Annotated in this window: 15 protein-coding genes and 1 pseudogene; 4 read left to right on the forward strand and 12 right to left on the reverse strand. The window is 65.9% G+C overall.

What is annotated here, in order from left to right; genetic code table 11:
* Positions 1-16: 16 nt before the first annotated feature.
* The 4 genes from astD to FHW97_RS17240 form a co-directional block, all read right to left on the reverse strand.
* Positions 17-1,426: a succinylglutamate-semialdehyde dehydrogenase gene (astD, locus tag FHW97_RS17225; protein WP_171799338.1), complete on the reverse strand. Its 1,410-nt coding sequence runs from the start codon at positions 1,424-1,426 to the stop codon at positions 17-19.
* 5 nt (positions 1,427-1,431) lie between these two features.
* Entirely contained in the window at positions 1,432-2,442 is a 1,011-nt protein-coding gene (locus tag FHW97_RS17230; RefSeq protein ID WP_022677210.1) for an arginine N-succinyltransferase, read from the reverse strand.
* The gene (locus tag FHW97_RS17235; protein WP_216647762.1) at positions 2,442-3,662 is read right to left on the reverse strand and encodes an aspartate aminotransferase family protein; all 1,221 of its coding nucleotides are present in this window, start codon (positions 3,660-3,662) and stop codon (positions 2,442-2,444) included. Before FHW97_RS17235 ends, FHW97_RS17230 begins: the two co-directional genes overlap by 1 nt.
* Before the next feature lie 86 nt (positions 3,663-3,748).
* On the reverse strand, positions 3,749-4,789 hold the full coding sequence (locus FHW97_RS17240; protein WP_253941853.1) for a DUF1338 domain-containing protein: 1,041 nt from the start codon (positions 4,787-4,789) through the stop codon (positions 3,749-3,751).
* A gap of 96 nt (positions 4,790-4,885) precedes the next feature.
* On the opposite strand from FHW97_RS17240, the gene FHW97_RS17245 reads away from it, so the two are divergent.
* Positions 4,886-5,791 carry a LysR substrate-binding domain-containing protein gene (locus tag FHW97_RS17245; protein WP_022677213.1) on the forward strand — a complete coding sequence of 302 codons (906 nt, stop codon included), beginning with the start codon at positions 4,886-4,888 and terminating at the stop codon, positions 5,789-5,791.
* Positions 5,792-5,819: 28 nt separating this feature from the next.
* Here FHW97_RS17245 and FHW97_RS17250 read toward each other — a convergent pair whose 3' ends face one another.
* Positions 5,820-6,245 carry an endonuclease domain-containing protein gene (locus tag FHW97_RS17250; RefSeq protein WP_370525455.1) on the reverse strand — a complete coding sequence of 142 codons (426 nt, stop codon included), beginning with the start codon at positions 6,243-6,245 and terminating at the stop codon, positions 5,820-5,822.
* Between the two features lie 86 nt (positions 6,246-6,331).
* On the reverse strand, positions 6,332-8,611 hold the full coding sequence (gene parC, locus FHW97_RS17255; RefSeq protein ID WP_171796479.1) for a DNA topoisomerase IV subunit A: 2,280 nt from the start codon (positions 8,609-8,611) through the stop codon (positions 6,332-6,334).
* Positions 8,612-8,716: 105 nt separating this feature from the next.
* Here parC and FHW97_RS17260 point away from each other — a divergent pair, with 105 nt between their 5' ends.
* On the forward strand, positions 8,717-9,316 hold the full coding sequence (locus FHW97_RS17260; RefSeq protein WP_051146397.1) for a type 1 glutamine amidotransferase domain-containing protein: 600 nt from the start codon (positions 8,717-8,719) through the stop codon (positions 9,314-9,316).
* Here FHW97_RS17260 and FHW97_RS17265 read toward each other — a convergent pair.
* Positions 9,313-10,425 (reverse strand): acyltransferase, encoded by a 1,113-nt coding sequence (locus FHW97_RS17265; protein WP_171799340.1) that lies wholly within the window; start codon positions 10,423-10,425, stop codon positions 9,313-9,315. The two genes, FHW97_RS17260 and FHW97_RS17265, sit on opposite strands and share 4 nt — an antisense overlap.
* Positions 10,426-10,535: 110 nt before the next feature.
* Positions 10,536-11,012: a cache domain-containing protein gene (locus FHW97_RS17270; RefSeq protein ID WP_171799341.1), complete on the reverse strand. Its 477-nt coding sequence runs from the start codon at positions 11,010-11,012 to the stop codon at positions 10,536-10,538.
* Between the two features lie 222 nt (positions 11,013-11,234).
* Here FHW97_RS17270 and FHW97_RS17275 point away from each other — a divergent pair.
* Positions 11,235-11,402: pseudogene (locus FHW97_RS17275) on the forward strand (plasmid stabilization protein); the annotation flags it as partial.
* Positions 11,403-11,438: 36 nt separating this feature from the next.
* Here the strand turns inward: FHW97_RS17275 and FHW97_RS17280 are convergent.
* Genes FHW97_RS17280 through FHW97_RS17295 form a run of 4 tightly spaced genes read right to left on the reverse strand, consistent with a single transcriptional unit; the run spans position 11,439 to position 15,020 of the window.
* Positions 11,439-12,041, reverse strand: a complete 603-nt coding sequence (locus tag FHW97_RS17280; protein WP_171799342.1) for an ABC-type transport auxiliary lipoprotein family protein — start codon at positions 12,039-12,041, stop codon at positions 11,439-11,441.
* A 36-nt stretch (positions 12,042-12,077) separates the two neighbouring features.
* Positions 12,078-13,016, reverse strand: coding sequence for an MlaD family protein (locus tag FHW97_RS17285; protein ID WP_022677220.1), 939 nt, complete (start codon positions 13,014-13,016; stop codon positions 12,078-12,080).
* A gap of 3 nt (positions 13,017-13,019) precedes the next feature.
* Complete coding sequence (locus FHW97_RS17290; RefSeq protein WP_022677221.1) at positions 13,020-13,898, reverse strand: ABC transporter ATP-binding protein; 879 nt, start codon at positions 13,896-13,898, stop codon at positions 13,020-13,022.
* Positions 13,899-13,901: 3 nt separating this feature from the next.
* On the reverse strand, positions 13,902-15,020 hold the full coding sequence (locus FHW97_RS17295) for an ABC transporter permease (protein WP_028658108.1): 1,119 nt from the start codon (positions 15,018-15,020) through the stop codon (positions 13,902-13,904).
* Positions 15,021-15,147: 127 nt separating this feature from the next.
* Here FHW97_RS17295 and FHW97_RS17300 point away from each other — a divergent pair, with 127 nt between their 5' ends.
* Entirely contained in the window at positions 15,148-17,862 is a 2,715-nt protein-coding gene (locus tag FHW97_RS17300) for a valine--tRNA ligase (RefSeq protein WP_171799343.1), read from the forward strand.
* Positions 17,863-17,981: the final 119 nt, after the last annotated feature.

Consider the following 17,981-nt stretch of genomic DNA (forward strand, 5'->3'; position numbering starts at 1 on the left):
CGGCACCTTTTGCAATTTATGACGGAATGCCCGGCACCGGCTGTGCCGCAATCGTCGGCGCCTCGAAACTGGCCATCGGCCAGGCGCAATAATCCGCGGCGTAGTAGGCGCTGGGGCGGTGGTTGCCACTGTCACCCAGCCCACCGAACGGCATGTTGGCCGCAGCGCCCGTGGTCGGGCGGTTCCAGTTGACCACGCCGGCACGAACCATCAGGCGAAACTCGTCCCACAGCGTCGGATCGGCTGATACCAGCCCCGCCGACAGGCCGAACGCGGTATCATTGGCACTGCCCAGCGCGGCGGCGAAATCGGCCACGCGCCGCACGCTCAACACCGGGGCAAAAACCTCGCGATCGGGCACGGCCAGGCCAGTCACGTCGAGGATCACCGGCGCAAAGAATGCCTCGCGCCGTCCTTCCTGCGTCGCTTCGGCCAAGATCGGCCGGGCGCCGGCGGCCACCAGGTCTGCCACCGCCGCACGCGCTGCGCGGGCTTGGGCATCGCCCACCAGCGGGCCCATGAAAGCCTCACCGGGCTCGTCCCACGCCGCGATCGGCAGGCGCTGCGCCAGGTCGACCAGCGCCGCGATCACTGCGTCACCCCATGCCCCCTCGGGCAGGATCAGGCGCCGCGCGCACGAGCAGCGCTGCCCGCTGGTCACGAAGGCCGAATGGACGATGAGGCTGGCCACCGCCGCCGGATCGCCATCCCAGGCCACCAGCGGATTGTTGCCGCCCAGTTCCAGCGCCAGGATCACATCGGGGCGATCGGCAAACTGGCGGCGGAATATCTGCCCGGCGGCGGCAGAGCCGGTGAACAGCAGCCCATCGATCCGCCCCTTGAGCAGCGCCTCACCAGTTTCGCGCCCACCCTGCACGATATTGAGCACGCCATCGGGCAGCCCGGCTTCGCGCCACAGGCCCACCATGGCAGCGCCGGTGGCCGGAGTCAGTTCCGAAGGCTTGAACACCACGGTATTGCCCGCCAGCAGCGCGGGCACGATGTGCCCGTTGGGCAGGTGGCCGGGGAAATTGTAGGGACCAAGCACGGCCATCACGCCGTGCGGACGATGGCGCAGGGTGGCGCTGCCGAACGGCATGTCCGCACTGCGCGAACCGGTGCGTTCGGCTTGCGCCGCGATCGACACCGCCACTTTGCCGGCCATGGAGGCCTGCTCGGCGCGCGTTTCCCACAGCAGCTTGCCGGTTTCGGCGGAAATCAGCTCGGCCAGCGCCGGGCTGGCCTTGACCAGCGTGGCATAACGCTCGGCAATCGCCACGCGCTCTTCGAGCGGGGTACGTGCCCAGGCCGGGAACGCGGCACGGGCCTTGGCCAGCGCAGCAGCGCAGGCCGCCTCGTCTGCCACTTCGCCTTCCCACACCACGCGGCCATGGGCCGGATCGAACGACTGGAGCCTTTGGGTCACGGCAATCAACTCACGATCAGAGGGTCACCCGGGCGAATGCCCAGGGCGGCCAGGGTTGCTTCGGGAACGACCAGGGCATCATCGGTGATGCGGGCCGGAGTCAGCGTGGCGCGGAACGTGGCAAGGCCGGGCACCGCCACCAGATGCAGCCGCTCGTCGGCCGCCGGTTCCACCACGCCGGCCGCTGCCGGCAGGGTCTGCGCATTGCGCACGGTGCGGATCTGGTCGCGCGGCGCCGTCACGGTGGGGCCACCATCGAAAATGTCGATCAGGCCCGAACGGGTAAAGCCTTCGTCTTCCAGCATCGCCAGCGCGCGCGCGCCGTGGCGATGAACCTTGGCGATTGCCTCGCGCGCGGCGGGATCGACCAGTTCCAGGTAGATCGGATGGCGCGGCGCCAGATCGAGGATGAACTGCCCGTCGGTGGCGGTGATCATGCGATCCGCGTCCTCGAACGGCAGGCGAAAGAACTTGGCGGCGATGCCGTGCCAGAACGGGCTTTCATCGCGCTCGTCGAACCAGCCGCGCAGTTCGGCCATGATCGTGGCGGCAAACAGATCGCGGTTGGCACCGATCAGCGCATAGCGCGCCCGGGCCAACAGCGATCCCGCCCCGCCCTGCCGCTTGCGAGGGCGCAGGAACAGCGAGCCCACTTCCGACGATCCGGTGCATTCGTTGACCAAGACCAGCGCCTGGTGATCGAACCGCGTGCCGGTGGCCGACGAATATTGCGCCAGAGTCATCACCCGGAACGAAAAGTGCGGCCGGTCGAGCCCTACCGCACCCTTGATGCCGGCCACGCCCTCGATCACACCGGTTTCGGTGTCTTCGAGCATCAGCGTGTACCAGGCATGCTGCGGCGACACTTCCCGCGCAAAGCTTTGCGCGGAAAGCGCCAGCCGCTCGGCCAGCACGGCGCGGTCTTCGGGCAGGCTGGTAAAGCCCTTGCCCGAAAGGAACGCCAGATCGAGCAGCGCGTCGATATCGGCCGGCCCGGCCGGCCGCACCACCAGCATCAGGCGGCTACCGCGCTGGCAGCGTCGACCTGGCCCCAGCCGCGTGCACGCGCATCAGCCAGCGTGGCATCGAGGCGGGCAAGCGCTTCATCCACTTCTTCCGCCGTGATCAACAGCGAAGGCAACATGCGCACGCAGTTTTCGCCGCCGCCGGCCACCAGCAGGCCATGCTCGCGGGCCAGGGCCATGACCTCGCGGTTGTTGGCATGAAGCTTGAGGCCCATCAGCAGCCCCTTGCCGCGCGTTTCCACGATCTGATCGGGATAGCGCGCCGCCAAGGCGGCAAAACCGGAATAGAAGCGATCTGACATGGCGCCAACATGCGCCAGGGCAGCGTCCTGCGCAATCACGTCGAACACGGCCAGGCCCACGGCCATGGCCAGCGGATTGCCGCCAAAGGTGGTGCCATGCACGCCGGTGACCATGCCGCTCGCCGCCTCGGCGGTAGTCAGGCAGGCGCCGATCGGGAAACCGCCACCCAGCGCCTTGGCAATCGCCATGATGTCGGGCTCGGCGCCCGGGAACCACTGGTGGGCAAACAGCTTGCCGGTGCGGCCCATGCCGCTTTGCACTTCATCGTGGATCAGCAGCACGCCGTGCTCACGCGTCAGGCGGCGCAGTTCCAGCAGGAATTCGCCCGACAGCGCGCGGGCACCGCCCTCACCCTGCACTGGCTCGACGATTACCGCCGCCGTGGTGGGGCGGGCAATCGCTTCGGCGAGCGCAGGCAGGTCATCCACCGACATCTGGTGGAAGCCGGGCAGGCGCGGGCCGAACCCTTCGAGATAGGTGGGATTGCCCGAGGCGTTGATCGCCGCATAGGTGCGTCCGTGGAACGACCCGGCAAAGCCGATCACGTCGATCCGCTCGGGATTGCCCTTGGCAAAGTGATAGCGGCGCGCGGTCTTGAGCGCGGCTTCAACCGCCTCGGTGCCGGAATTGGCGAAATAGACCAGATCGGCAAAGGTGGCGCCGGTCAGCTTTTCCGCCAGCTCTTCCTGGCCGGGAATGCGGAAGATGTTGGAAACATGCCACAGCTTGTGCGCCTGCGCGGTGAGCGCGGCGACCAGCCCGGGATGGGCATGACCCAGGCTGCACGTGGCGATCCCCGCCACGCAATCGAGGAAGCGGCGGCCGTCGCGCGCTTCCAGCCACACACCTTCACCACGCTCCACTTCGATCTGGGCACGGGCATAGAGCGGCATCAGGGCTTGAGACATGACGATTTCTCCCCGCAATCGAGATGCGGAACTGGTGTTGTTGTTATGAATGGACCACCCCCGCGCCATGGCACGGGGGCAAACTCTCAGGCGGCGGCCGTCATCTTGAAGATGCCGGTGGCATTGCCGCTGTCAAAGGTGAGGTCGAGCTTGCCCGTGGCCGGATCGGCCCGGCGCGTGATGAACTCGAAGAACGAACCCGGCACGGTCTGCGCCGTCAGCGTGCCATCCTCGGCCCGGAAGGAACGCTTGACCTGGGCGGCGCGCAGCGCGGTCTGCCGCACGCGGCCCGAGGCGGAAACCTCCACTTTGTCCTTGATGCTGCGGCCTGCCACGCGCTCGCCCTGCGCGGTTGCCTCGACATCGGCAACGCGATCGGTCACGTGGTTGAAGGCATTGCCTTCAGTGGCGATCCAGGCGGCCTCGGCGCTTTCGGCGCGCAGAATCTCATAGTCGCTTTCGAACGGCACCGGGTGCTGGCGATCGAACAGGCCCATCACGACCTTGAGGGCGGCCACGGCATCGTCCTGCGGCACGCTGCCACCGGGGGCAAAGCGCGACAGCACCTGCGCCGTGGCGGCATCGAGGCGATCGAGCGCCGGGCCGAACACGCGCACCGCCGCCTTGGCAAAAGCGGGCGAGAACTGATCGACGTGCAATTCGCTGACAAAGAACTGCGGCATGGTTTCGGGCAGCTTGGCATGGCACCACACATGGCCGGTCATCTTGAGACGCGGCAGCGGATAGATGCCCACTTCGATATAGCCGAGCGGTTCAAGCACGCGGCGGAACGCTTCCACGCCCTGCGGCATGGCGCAGCGCGCGCCCTGCGGCAGCAGCACCGTGCGCAGCGCGCCGTGGTCAAGCACGATGCGGCGGCCCTGGGCCACGCATTCATCCACATATTCGGCGCCTTCGGGCACGCGCTTCAAAAGATCGGCAAAGAGCACGAGATTGAGCGCCTCGGCAAAACGCAAGGCATCGATACCGTTGACCGGCGCATGACCACCGGTGGGCACCATCGGGGCAGCCAGCGCACGAATCTTTGCCGCAGCCGCATGGCCCAGGACATTTTCAACAAGATCCGCAGCACCGGTTTGTTCGATGGTTGCCAAGTTCTGCATCATGCGCTCTTTCGATCTAATATCGTCCCAAGCCGCAATTTATGATAGGAAAGCCGGGTATCAAAACGGGTAAGCATCATCTGTTGATCGGGTTTTGGAATGAGTGAATCACGCCGCGAGCTTCCCTCCATGACCGCGCTGGCCTGCTTCGTGGCCGCCGCGCGCGAAGGCGGCTTCTCTCGCGCCGGCGCGCAGCTGGGCCTGACGCAAAGCGCAGTCAGCCGCCAGATCGCCTTGCTAGAAGAAAGCCTGCAGACCCCGCTGTTCCAGCGCCATGGCCGCCGCGTTACCCTGAACGAGGCCGGGCGCGCCTATGCCGAGGATATCGAGCCGGCACTGCGCCGCATCCGCATGGCCACCGCGAAGGCCATGGACCGGGGCAGCCGCCGCGACCTGACCATCGCCACCCTGCCCAGCTTCGGCATGCGCTGGCTCGCCCCGCGCCTGCCCGGCCTTACCGCGCGACACCCCGAACTCACGGTGAACTTTGCCGCACGCTCGTTTCCGTTCGACTTGCGCGAGGAACGGTTCGATGCCGCGATCCACTTCGGCGCGGCCGATTGGGACGATGCCGAGATGATCCCGCTGTTCACCGAACAGGCGGTGGTGGCCTGCGCGCCATCGTGGCTGGCGGCCGAAGGGGTGCAGCAGCCCGCCGACCTCCTGAGCAAGCCACTGCTGTTCCAGATCTCGCGCCGCAACGCCTGGAACCGCTGGTTCGCGCTGGCCGGCATCGATGGCCTGCCGCCACTCAAAGGCGCGACCTTCGAACACTTCCTGATGCTGGCCCAGGCCGCCGCCGCCGGATCGGGCGCCGCTCTGCTCCCCCGCTTCCTGATCGAACCGGAACTGCAATCAGGCGCGCTCGTCACCCCGTTCGCCACCGCACTGGTCGACGAGGGGCAATACTACCTCGTCCTGCGCCCCGACTGGCGCGATCACCCCGGCCTCGTCAAATTCCACGACTGGCTGGTCGACGCGGCCAAGGAACAGGGCGCGGCTTGATGCGCCAATAGCAGACGGCGCCCCTCCGTCAGGCCTGCGGCCTGCCACCTCCCCATTCCATGGGGAGGATCTGTTCGATCCGCGCTTGGCAAGTTTGCGCGATGGCCTGAGCGGCGCCTGTTGGATCGCGCAAGACCTCAACCGCTGGCAAGCGCAGCACCTCAACACCTTGCGTGGCGAGCCAGGCATTACGGCGCATATCGTGCTGCGCCCGCTCGCCCATGTCGTGCGCTTGACCATCCACTTCGATGGCGAGACGGGCTGCCGGGCACCAGAAATCCAGAATGTAAGGCCCGATCGGATGCTGTCGACGCAGCTTCACACCACCCTGACGCCGCCGCAGTGCCTGCCACAACAGCACTTCGGGCAGGGACATCGCACGGCGCAAGCGGCGAGCTTTCTGGACAGTGTTCAGCGCGCCAGAAATGCCGCCGCGACGCCTTTCGGCAAGCACGACTGACGCCGATGTGGCGGGATTGATCCTCCCCGTCACCGACGGGGAGGGGAACCGCCGCGCAGCGGTGGTGGAGGGGCTGATCCCTAGAACGTATTATCCCGCGGGAAGCCCACGGGTGGCAAACGCCCGGCGGCGCCGCGCGCTACCTTCCACGGGAGGAGGTCCTTTTCCACGCGGGTGCGGCCGGTTTCGCCGCCCATGGCCCAGGTGAGGCCGTCTTCCAGCTTGAGCGTGATGGCGTCCGACAAGCCGCCATCGCGATAGCGTTGCAGCGTCACCCCCTGCCCCTTGGCCAGGATCGGCACTTCCGACAGGGCAAAGATCACCAGCTTGCGGTTTTCACCCACCACGGCAACGTGATCATGTTCGGGCGCGATCTCGCGCACGATCTTGAGGCTGACGCCGGGCTTGGTCGATACCACGCCGCGCCCCTTGCGGGTTTCGGCCAGCAGTTCGTCCATCTCGGCGGCAAAGCCGCGCCCGGTGTTGGCGGCCAGCAGCAACTGGCCCTTGGGCCGATAGACCACCAGCGCCATGATATGCGCATCGGGATCGATATCGACCATGGTGCGGATCGGCTCGCCAAAGCCGCGCGCGCCGGGGAGCTTATCGGCGCCGAGCGTGTAGAACCGGCCATTGTCGAGCGCGACCAGCAGCTTGTCGGTGGTCTGCGCGTGCAAGACCCAGGCCGGGCCATCGCCTTCCTTGAACTTGAACTCGGTATCGAGCGGCAGGTGGCCCTTGGCCGCGCGAATCCAGCCGCGCGCCGAAAGCACCACGGTGACCGGCTCCTTCTCGATCATCGCATCCATCGAAAACTCGCGCGTCGGCGCGGCTTCGGCAATCGTGGTGCGGCGGCGGCCCAGCGCGGTTTCCGGGCCGTATTCCTTGCGCAGCGCCGCCAGTTCGCGCTTGAGCCGGGTGCGCTGGCGCGCCGGGCTTTCCAGCAGCTTGTTGAGATCGTCCTGCTCGGCCAGCAGCGCGTCGTGCTCGCGGCGCAATTCCATCTCTTCCAGCTTGCGCAAGCTGCGCAGGCGCATGTTGAGAATGGCTTCGGCCTGGCGATCGGTCAGGCCGAATTCGGCCATCATCACCGGCTTGGGCTCGTCCTCGGTGCGGATGATCTCGATGATCCGATCGAGGTTGAGATAGGCAATGATATAGCCTTCGAGCAGCTCGAGCCGCGCGGCGATCTTGTCCAGCCGGTGCTGCGTGCGGCGCAGCATGATGTCGATCTGGCTGACCACCCATTCCTGCAACAGCAGTTTCAGCCCCAGCACGCCCGGCGTGCGCTGCGAATCCAGCACGTTGAGGTTGAGGCCAAAGCGCGTTTCCAGGTCGGTCAGCCGGTAGAGCGATTCCTTGAGCAGCTCGGGATCGACATTGCGGCTCTTGGGCACGAGCACGATGCGGATCTGCTCGTCGCTTTCATCGCGCACGTCTTCCAGGATCGGCAGCTTCTTGTCACCGATCAGGGCGGCGATCTGTTCGATCAGCTTGCCCTTTTGCACCATGTAGGGGATTTCCGAGATGACCAGCTGCCACTGGCCGCTGCCCAGCCGCTCGATCCCGCTGCCTTCCCAGGCGCCATCCTCGGCCCGGCCGGTCGAAAAGCGCCCGCGCACGCGGATCGAACCGCGCCCGGTTTCATAGGCAGCCGAAATCGCCGCCGGGCTATCGACCACCACGCCCCCGGTGGGAAAATCGGGGCCGTGGAACACCTCCATCAACTGGGCATGTTCGGCGTGGGGATTGTCGATCAACATCAGCGTGGCATCGACGATCTCGGCCACGTTGTGGCTGGGAATGTTGGTGGCCATGCCCACGGCAATGCCGCTGGCACCATTGGCCAGCAGGTTGGGGAACAGCCCGGGAAAGATTTCCGGTTCCTGCTCCTCGCCATTGTAGGTCGGCAGGAAATCGACCGTGCCTTCGTCGAGCCCGGCCATCAGCCGGATCGCCGTCGCGGTCAGCCGCGCTTCGGTATAGCGATAGGCCGCCGCGTTATCGCCATCGATATTGCCGAAATTGCCCTGCCCCTCGACCAGCGGATAGCGCAGCGCGAAATCCTGGGCGAGGCGGACCATCGCGTCATAGACGCTGGCATCGCCGTGCGGGTGATACTTGCCGATCACATCGCCCACCACACGCGCCGATTTCTTGAACGCGCCGTTGGGATCGAGCTTCAACTGCCGCATCGCCCACAGCAGGCGGCGGTGCACCGGCTTCAAGCCATCGCGCAGATCAGGCAGCGATCGCGCCGTGATCGTGGACAGCGCATAGACCAGGTATCGCTCCGACAGGGCGGAGTCGAAGGGGGCATCGACGATAGCGTCGAACGGATCTTTGAAATCATCGGCCATGGCCGAATCCGTGTAGCAATACCGTGAACAAAACGAAACCTCCGGAACTGTCATCACGGCGGGCCATTGTGGGCAAGTATCCCCCCGATTTGACGGAGAATGACCATGGCCAAACGCGTGCTGATCCTAGCCACCGACGGCTTTGAACAATCCGAACTGCTTGAACCGAAAAAGGCGCTGGAAGCGGCCGGCATCGAAACCGTAGTCGCCAGCCCCAAGACCGGCTCGATCAAGGGCTGGAACCACACCGACTGGGGCGAAAGCGTCAAGGTGGACATGCGCCTCGACGCGGTGGAAGCAGATGACTTCGACGCCCTGCTGCTGCCCGGCGGCCAGATGAACCCCGATGCGCTGCGGCTCGAATCCCGCGTGATCGAGCTGGTCGAGGAATTCGACGACATGGACAAGCCGATCGCGGCGATCTGCCACGGCCCCTGGCTATTGGTGGAAGCCGACATCATCGATGGCCGCACGGTAACCGGCTGGCCCTCGATCCGCACCGACCTGGAAAACGCCGGGGCCGATGTGGTCGACCAGGCCGTGGCCATCGACGGCAACCTCATCACCAGCCGCAAGCCCGATGACATCCCGATGTTTGCCCAGGCGCTGATCGATGCGCTGGAGGAAGACGAGGAGGAAGAGGACGAAAAGGGCTGGGAGGAAGAGGAAGAGGAAGGCCTGCTCGCCGACGAAGACGAAGACTAACGCTGCAAGGCCAGACGCCCGCCGCTGAGCCATTGCGCCAGCGGCGGGCTGATGGCCACAAGCAGCCTGCCCAGCAAGAGCGTGGCGCCCAGCGCCAGCAGTGGCTGGGCCAGCAGGAACATGGGATAGGCCGGCGCTCCCAGCGGGCCAGTCAGGCGGCCGATGGCAGGGCCGGCGCACCAGATCAGGATCAGGTGGCAGCAGAACAGCAGGAACATCGCCGGCTCCAGCCGCAGCAGCACGCCCCCGGCCCGCGTGGCAGCAAGGCGCCAGGCCAACGCCCAGAAACACAGCGCCGTGGCGCAGCGCATCGCCAGATCGACCGCTGCCATGAGCAAGGGCGAGGCAAGCCCTTGCGCATCGCCATAGAGTTCCAGCCAGATTTTCACCCCCGATAGCGCCAGATAGGGTGCCAGGATCAACACCAGCGGCGCGCCGGCAATCCGTGCAGCCGCATCGTGCCGGCGCACCAGCATGCCCAGGACAAAGAAACCCAGGATGGACGGGCGCTGCAACAGCGGGAAAACCGGCGGCGCCAGGCTCCACGCCAGGGCGGCGACCGCCACCACCGCCAGCGTGCGATCGCCCTGCCGCACCAGCAGCGGCGCGGCGAGCAGGCAGACGAACAGATCGCGCAGGAACGGCATCTGCACGTTGATCTCGTTCGGGTGGGCAAGGCCGGTCAACTCGTTGGCCAACCAGCCCCACGACGTGGGCTGCGGCGCATAGAGCAACCCAAGGTAGGCAGCGCCCGATACCACGACGATGGCAATGGCATTCCATGCCAGCATCGGCACGACCACGGTGCGCGCCTTGCCGGCAAGGAATGCCCGCGCGCCGCGCCGCGCCAGCGACGGGCCCACCAGCCAGCCCGACACCAGGCTGAGCAGCGGCACCGACGAGCGCGCCAAGAGTTCGATCAGGCCCCAGCGCAACAGGCCCTGCGGCGTGTGGTCGAGCGCGGTCAGCGCCGGGCCATAGAGCCCGGTCCAGGCGTGGACATAGACAATACCCAGGATGCACAGCACGCGGGCCAGGCCGATCGCACGCGAAGTGCGGACACGGGTATCGGCAAACGACTGGCTTTCCTGGAACACGGGCGCTGACATCCTTGCATCGACGCCCCGCCACGCGATGAACGCGGCGGGGCCGTGGATGTCAAACCCGTCAGGCGGCCAAACGTGCCCCGCACGCGGCCAAGCCCGATCAGCCCTGGTTATCAGCCGGCATAGTACCCCACGCCAACGATATGGTCGCCCACGCGCTGAACCAGCGAGCGCTTGTGCTCCACCCGGTTGTCCACACGGTTGAGCCACACATAGTCCACCCGGCCGCCGTCCTTAGCCTTGGCGAGCGCGATCATGTCCTGCACGAAGGGGCGGCCTTCGGCATCGGTCATGGCGCTGACATCGCTACCGGCGAGCTTGGGATCGGCACCCGACGCTTCATAGCGGCCGGTCATGCTGAACACGAAGACGTACAGCTCGCGGGTGTGGAACGGGCCGTTGGGATCGTTGAATTCGGCAAAGGCCTTGGGCGCGCCAACGCCTTTCACTTCGGCCACCGCGCGTGAGAGCAGCGCCTGGGCATCGGCCGATCCGGCATGGGCGGCAGCCTGGGCCGGCACGGACGCCAGCGGCACGGTAACACAGGCCATGGCACAGGCCAGGATCAGGCGGGGAAACGTGGGCAACATTGGTCGAGCCTCCTTGGACGCATGGGTCAAACGCCCCGGAAGGAACGCCGCGCGGCGGACTATCGCGCGATCCCCCTTGGGTGAGGCCGGATGTGCCATGCGCTGGCGGCGGTGTCGGTGCGATAGATCAATTGGCGCAAATTTGCCGGAACCATCGTGCGCGCCACCCCTTGATCAGGAACTGGCAGACAGTGCCGATGACTTTGGCCCAGGAGAACGACGATGCCGCAGGGCAGCAAAGACGCCTATACCGACAAGCAGAAACGCAAGGCGGAGCACATCGAGGAGAGCTATGAAGCGCGCGGCGTAGAACCCAAGGAAGCCGAAGCGCGCGCCTGGGCCACCGTCAACAAGCAGGACGGCGGCGGCAACAAATCGGGTTCGGGCCGCAAGCACGGCTGACCACAGCCGCGCCCCGGCGCCCGATCACCCCAGCCAGTCGACCACCTGGCGCGCCACGTCGTTGGCAGCCTGATTCAGCGCCGGGCCGATGGCGGCGGCATCGTCGCTGACATTGGGCACGCGCGCCTCGAAGCGGCGGGTCTCGATCTGGCCGCCCGGGGCTTCCTTCACCGCGTCAAAGCGCACCACGGCGCTGTGAGTGGGCAGGTCATAGCCCATGGCCAGCAGGCGGCCCGAAAGCCGCTGCTGCCACTGGTCGATATCGCTTTCCACCACCAGGCGGCCGCCCTTGGCGCGCAGGGTTTCGGCGATCAGGTGCTGCAACTGGCGCGCCGGGCGTTCGACCCACTGTGTCTTCTTGATGTAGGCCACGTTGCTGGCATCGATCTGCACCGGCACGCGCAGCACCGAGACGCGCGCATCGGCCGAAGGCTCCATCACCACGACAGACTTGGCCAGTGTGCCCGAGGCGCCCTGCCCGGCTGGAACCGTGGCATCAGAGCTGAGCGCCAGCAGCGTGGCAGGCGCCTTGCCACCGATGCTGACACAGCCCGACAGGCTGAGAGCGGCCACCAGCAGCGCACCGATGGCCGGGCGCGAGGCGGGGATGAGCGGGCGAAACGGCATGTCAAATTCCCCCAGTGGAGATCTATGGCGCAACGATCAGTGCTTGTAGTCGGGCAGCTTGGGGCTGCCGACCACGCTGCTGACGCCGCGATCGTTGATGCGATCGGTCAATTCACGCAAGGACCGGGTGGTGGCCTGAAGATCGCGCAGCGCCGCATCGGCTGCCGGGAGCGTCTGCTGGTCAAACCGCTTGAGCCCCGGCTGCGCCGACTTGGCCGTATCATTGAGCGCATCGGCCGCCGCCTGGGCAGACTTGAGCGTATCGCGCAGCTGCTTGGCCAGGCCATTGCCCTGGTCGTTCAGCAGGTTGTCGGCCGAACCGGCAACCTTTTCAAAGGCCGACAGGGTATAGGTCGCCTGGCGCAGCGTGGACTGCAGCTCGGCCAGGGTGCGCTGCACCTGGGGCGAGGCATCGGCCAGGTTCGCGGTCATCTTGTCGGTATGCGCCAGGATGTTCTCGATCGACTTCTGGTTCTTGTCAGACAGCACCATGGTCAGGCGCTCGGTCAGGGTGGCCAGGCGCTCCAGCAGCAGCGGCGCGTTGGACAGGATTTCGCCCAGGCCCGAACGCTTGGTCGGGATCACGGGCGCCCCTTCCGGCCCAGGCTGGTCGATCGGCGGCGCGCCCTTGACGGCGCCGGCCAGCTGGATCGTGGAAACGCCGGTAAAGCTGCCCTGAATGCTGGCGGTGGTGCCCATCAGGATCGGCACGCGCTTGTCGATGGCGATGCGCACGCGCACGAACTCGGGGTCTTTCTCCCACAGCTCGATATCCTTGACCTGGCCCGAGGGCACGCCCGAAAACGACACTTCCGATCCCTTGGCCAGGCCATCGACCGATTGCTTGAAGAAGATGTCGTATTCGTTCTGCGCGTTCTGGTTCAGCCGCGCGATCCAGATGGTGAGCACCGCCGCGCCGATCAGCAGCAGCAGCGTGACGGCCCCGACCCAGATATGGTTTGCCCGCGTTTCCATCGCTTATTCCTGTTCCATCGCGGAGGTGGCCGCCTCGGGATTGGGTTTTACCACATGGGCCGCTTCGCGATCTTGCGCATCCTTGGCCGCCCGGCCGCGCGGTCCGTTAAAGTATTCCTGGATCCATGGGTGATCCAGCGCCAGCAGTTCGGGGATCGTGCCCACGGCAATCACCTTCTTGTCGGCGAGCACTGCCACCCGATCGCAGATTTCATAGAGCGTATCGAGATCGTGGGTGATCAGAAACACGGTCAGCCCCAGGGTTTCCTGCAGGCTGCGGATCAGGGTATCGAACGCGGCAGCCCCGATCGGATCGAGCCCGGCGGTCGGCTCGTCCAGAAACAGCAGTTCGGGATCGAGCGCCAGCGCGCGCGCCAAGCCAGCGCGCTTCTTCATGCCGCCCGAAAGCTCTGACGGATACTTGCTGGTGGCATTGGCCGGCAGGCCCGACAGCAGCACCTTGTAGCGCGCGATTTCGTGGCGCAGTTCGTCGGTGATCTCGGGATAGAACTCGCGCAGCGGCACCTCGACGTTTTCCGCCACGGTCAGCGTGGAAAACAGCGCGCCGCCCTGGAACAGCACGCCCCACTGGCTGCGGATATCGATATCGTCATCGTCGCGCGCGTCGGTGATCGAGCGGCCGAGCACCTCGATCGAACCTTCCTGCGGGATCTGCAACCCGATGATCGAGCGCATGAGCACCGATTTGCCGGTGCCCGAGCCACCCACCACGCCGATGATTTCGCCCCGCTTCACATCGAGATCGAGACCGTCGTGGATCACATGGTCGTCAAAGCGATTGACCAGCCCACGCACGCGTATCGGGTAATCGCCTTCGAATTCGTCGGGGATCGGCGCCAGATGCGCCTGGGGATCATGCATGGCTCACCCCCAGCCGATCTTGGTGAAGAACACCGCAAAGAAGGCGTCGAGCACGATCACCGTAAAGATCGCCAGCACCACGGCAGAGGTGGTGCGCGTGCCCACTTCCTCGGCATTGGTCTTGACCTGCATGCCCTGGTAGCAGCCGGCGAGCGCGACGATCAGGCCGAACACCGGCCCCTTGACCAGCCCGACCCACACGTCGTGGATCGGCACCACTTCCTGGATGCGCGCCAGGAAGGTGAGGAACGGAATGCCCAGCGACACCGAGCCCAGAAACGCGCCGCCGATGATGCCCAGCACCGACGAATAGATGCCCAGCAGGGGCAGCATGATCATCGTCGCCAGAATGCGCGGCAACACCAGCGCCTCGGTCGGCGAGACGCCGATCGTGCGCATGGCGTCCACTTCCTCGGTCAGCTTCATCGTGCCCAGCTGCGCGGCAAAGGCCGATCCCGATCGCCCGGCGACCATGATCGCGGTCATCAGGATGCCCAGCTCACGCAGGGTCAGGCGGCCGACGAGGTTGATCGTATAGATTTCCGCGCCGAACTGCTGCAGCTGCACCGCCCCCTGCTGGGCGATCACCACGCCTACCAAAAAGCTCATCAGCCCGACGATGCCGAGCGCGTTGACGCCCACCAGTTCCATCTGATGGACAAGCGCGAGTCCGCGAAAGCGGCGCGGATGGCGCAGCGTCATGCCGATCGCCGAAATCGCCTGGCCCAGGAAGCCGATGATCTGCAAGAAGCCCACTGCCAGCGCGATGACCATCTTGCCCACTTCATCGGGCACGCGCTCAATCAGCGGCAGGCGCGGAGCGCGGATGCTTTCGCGGTTCTCGTCGGTCTTGCTGATCGCGTTGATCAGGCGTTCGGCCTCGTCGCGGCAATTGACGATCTTGGCGCCGAGCTGCTGTGACAGGCGCCACACCGTCCAGGCGCCAACGGTGTCCATCCGCTCCACGTCACTGACGTCGATCTCGTCCACCGGATCGGCGATCTGGCGCAGGCGCCGGTCGACCAGACCCAGGGAAGATACCACCATCGGGCCGCTGAAGTGCAGCACATTGCCGCCACCGCCCTGGCCCGGCTCTATCGTGAAATCGGCTAAGGCTCTCATCCTGCCCACTTCATGGGCGAAAATGGAGGGGGCGACAAGTGCATCACGTGCGGCGAAACGCGGGAAGCGGCTTTTCCGTTCCCGCGGCCGCTTGCGATAGCGGGCGGCAACTGGCAAGGCGCCAGCCATGAGCGAGACCATTACGCAGCAGGAATCGGGCCAGGACCAGCTGGCCAAGACGTTCGAACCGGGCGCTATCGAGGCGCGCTGGTATGGCCATTGGGAAGGCAAGGGCCTGTTCCGCCCGGAACGCCCCGATGCCACCCCGTTCACCATCGTGAACCCGCCGCCCAACGTAACCGGCTCGCTCCATATCGGCCATGCGCTGGACAACACGCTGCAAGACATCGTGATCCGCCACGAACGCCTCAAGGGCAAGGATGCGCTGTGGGTGGTAGGCACCGACCACGCCGGCATCGCCACGCAGATGGTGGTGGAACGCCAGCTGGAAGCGAACCAGGACAAGCGCACCAACTACACGCGCGAGCAGTTCGTCGACAAGGTGTGGGAATGGAAGGCGGAAAGCGGCGGCACCATCACCCGCCAGCTGCGCCGCCTGGGCTGCTCGATGGACTGGAGCCGCGAGCAGTTCACCATGGACCCGCACTTCACCCGCGCGGTGGTCAAGGTCTTCGTTGATCTGCACAACCAGGGCCTGATCTACCGCGACAAGCGGCTGGTCAACTGGGACCCCAAGCTCAAGACCGCGATTTCCGACCTCGAGGTGGAAACGCGCGAGGTGCAGGGCCACTTCTGGCGCTTCCGCTATCCCCTCGCCGATGGCGTGACGCTCGACAGCGGGGCCGATCATATCGTGGTGGCCACCACGCGCCCGGAAACCATGCTGGCCGACATGGCCGTGGCCGTGCACCCCGACGACGAACGCTACAAGAGCGTGATCGGCAAGCATGTCGTGCTGCCGCTGACGGGCCGGCGCATTCCGATCGTGGCCGACGAACACGCAGATCCGGCGCTGGGCACCGGCGCGGTGAAGATCACGCCCGGCCATGACTTCAACGACTTTGAAGTGGGCAAGCGCGCCGGCATCGAAGCACGCGACATGCTCAACATGCTCGATGCCGAGGCCAAGGTGGTGCAGACCGTCGATGGCCTGATCCCCGAGGCGTTCGTCGGCCTCGATCGTTTCGATGCACGCAAGGCCGTGGTCGAGGCGCTCAAGGCGCAAGGCCTGCTCGTGCCCCATGTCACCAAGGACAAGGAAGGCAACGAAACCGAGCACGACGCCGAACCGCGGACGATCCAGACGCCCTATGGCGATCGCGGCGGCGTGGTGATCGAACCCTGGCTGACCGACCAGTGGTATGTGAATGCCGAATTCCTTGCCCGCAAGCCGATCGAGGCAGTGCGTTCAGGCGCCATCGAAATCGTGCCCAAGTCGTGGGAAAAGACCTTCTTCAACTGGATGGAAAACATCCAGCCTTGGTGCGTCTCGCGCCAGCTGTGGTGGGGTCACCGCATTCCGGCATGGTATGATGCCGACGGCAAGGCCTATGTCGCGGAAACCGAGGAAGAGGCGCAGGCCCTTGCCGGCAACAAGCCGCTCACCCGCGACGAAGACGTGCTCGACACCTGGTTCTCGTCCGCGCTGTGGCCCTTCGCCACGCTGGGCTGGCCCGACGATACCACGCTGGTGCAGCGCCACTATCCCAACGACCTGCTGGTTTCGGGCTTTGACATTCTGTTCTTCTGGGATGCCCGCATGGCCATGCAGGGCCTGCACTTCATGAACGAAGTGCCGTGGAAGCGGCTCTACCTGCACGGGCTGGTGCGCGCGGCCGATGGGCAGAAGATGTCCAAGTCCAAGGGTAACGTGGTCGATCCGCTCGGCCTGATCGACAAGTACGGCGCCGATGCGCTGCGCTTCTTCATGGCGGCAATGGAAAGCCAGGGCCGCGACGTGAAGATGGATGAGAAGCGGGTGGAGGGCTATCGCAACTTCGCCACCAAGCTGTGGAATGCAGCGCGCTTCTGCCAGGCCAACGGTATTGCCGCCTCCACCACGCTGGAAGCCCCACAGGCGACCAGCGCGGTCAACCGCTGGATCGTGGGCGAAGTGGTGGAAACCGTTGCTGCGCTCGACCAGGCGATGGCCGACCTCCGCTTTGATGCGGCAGCCAACACGATCTACCACTTCGTGTGGGACACGTTCTGCGACTGGTACATCGAGCTGATCAAGGGTTCGTTCGACGATGAAACCCGCGCCGTGGCCGGCTGGGTGCTCGACCAGATCCTGGTCATGCTCCACCCGTTCATGCCCTTCGTGACCGAGGAACTGTGGCACGCACTTGGCGCCCGCGACAACGAGCTGATCGTTGCCCGCTGGCCCGCGCCGCAGGCCAGCGTCGACGCTGATGCCAAGGCCGAAGTGGAATGGCTGATCGCGCTGGTGTCCGCGCTGCGCACCGCCAAGAACGAACTGGGCATCGCGCCTGGCGCCCGGCTCGATGCCTATCTGGCTGCGCCGAGCGAACGCACCGCCGCGATCATCGCCGCCAACCCGGCCGCGATCGAACGCCTGGCGCGCCTTTCGGCGATCCACTTTGCCCCGGCGCCGGCCGGCGCTGCCATGCAGATCGTGGCGGGCGATGCCACGCTGGTCGTGCCGCTGGAAGGGATCATCGACATCGCCGCGGAAAAGGCCCGCCTGGAAAAGGCCCTGGCCGCCGCACAAAAGGAAGCCAAGGCCCTGGAAGGCCGCCTGGGCAACCCCTCGTTCGTCGAACGCGCCAAGCCCGAAGCGGTGGAAAAGGCCCGCGCCGACCACGCCCACCACAGCGCGGAAAGCCAGCGCCTGGCCGCCGCGCTGGCGCGGCTGGGGTAACAAACCATCGTGCTGTACCTCGCACCACCCCCAACCCCCTCCTCTGAAGAGGAGGGGGCTTTGACCTCGGTGCTCCCCCTCCTCTTCAGAGGAGGGGGTCGGGGGGTGGTGCGAAGCCA

Source organism: Novosphingobium sp. SG754, assembly GCF_013149315.1.
Classification (GTDB): domain Bacteria; phylum Pseudomonadota; class Alphaproteobacteria; order Sphingomonadales; family Sphingomonadaceae; genus Novosphingobium; species Novosphingobium capsulatum.

Bases quoted from the DNA above. Each gene is read 5' to 3' on its own strand.
- FHW97_RS17230 (WP_022677210.1), bottom strand. From the start codon at position 2,442: ATGCTGGTGGTGCGGCCGGCCGGGCCGGCCGATATCGACGCGCTGCTC.
- FHW97_RS17235 (WP_216647762.1), bottom strand. From the start codon at position 3,662: ATGTCTCAAGCCCTGATGCCGCTCTATGCCCGTGCCCAGATCGAAGTG.
- FHW97_RS17240 (WP_253941853.1), bottom strand. From the start codon at position 4,789: ATGATGCAGAACTTGGCAACCATCGAACAAACCGGTGCTGCGGATCTT.
- FHW97_RS17245 (WP_022677213.1), top strand. From the start codon at position 4,886: ATGAGTGAATCACGCCGCGAGCTTCCCTCCATGACCGCGCTGGCCTGC.
- parC (WP_171796479.1), bottom strand. From the start codon at position 8,611: ATGGCCGATGATTTCAAAGATCCGTTCGACGCTATCGTCGATGCCCCC.
- FHW97_RS17260 (WP_051146397.1), top strand. From the start codon at position 8,717: ATGGCCAAACGCGTGCTGATCCTAGCCACCGACGGCTTTGAACAATCC.
- FHW97_RS17265 (WP_171799340.1), bottom strand. From the start codon at position 10,425: ATGTCAGCGCCCGTGTTCCAGGAAAGCCAGTCGTTTGCCGATACCCGT.
- FHW97_RS17270 (WP_171799341.1), bottom strand. From the start codon at position 11,012: ATGTTGCCCACGTTTCCCCGCCTGATCCTGGCCTGTGCCATGGCCTGT.
- FHW97_RS17280 (WP_171799342.1), bottom strand. From the start codon at position 12,041: ATGCCGTTTCGCCCGCTCATCCCCGCCTCGCGCCCGGCCATCGGTGCG.
- FHW97_RS17285 (WP_022677220.1), bottom strand. From the start codon at position 13,016: ATGGAAACGCGGGCAAACCATATCTGGGTCGGGGCCGTCACGCTGCTG.
- FHW97_RS17290 (WP_022677221.1), bottom strand. From the start codon at position 13,898: ATGCATGATCCCCAGGCGCATCTGGCGCCGATCCCCGACGAATTCGAA.
- FHW97_RS17295 (WP_028658108.1), bottom strand. From the start codon at position 15,020: ATGAGAGCCTTAGCCGATTTCACGATAGAGCCGGGCCAGGGCGGTGGC.
- FHW97_RS17300 (WP_171799343.1), top strand. From the start codon at position 15,148: ATGAGCGAGACCATTACGCAGCAGGAATCGGGCCAGGACCAGCTGGCC.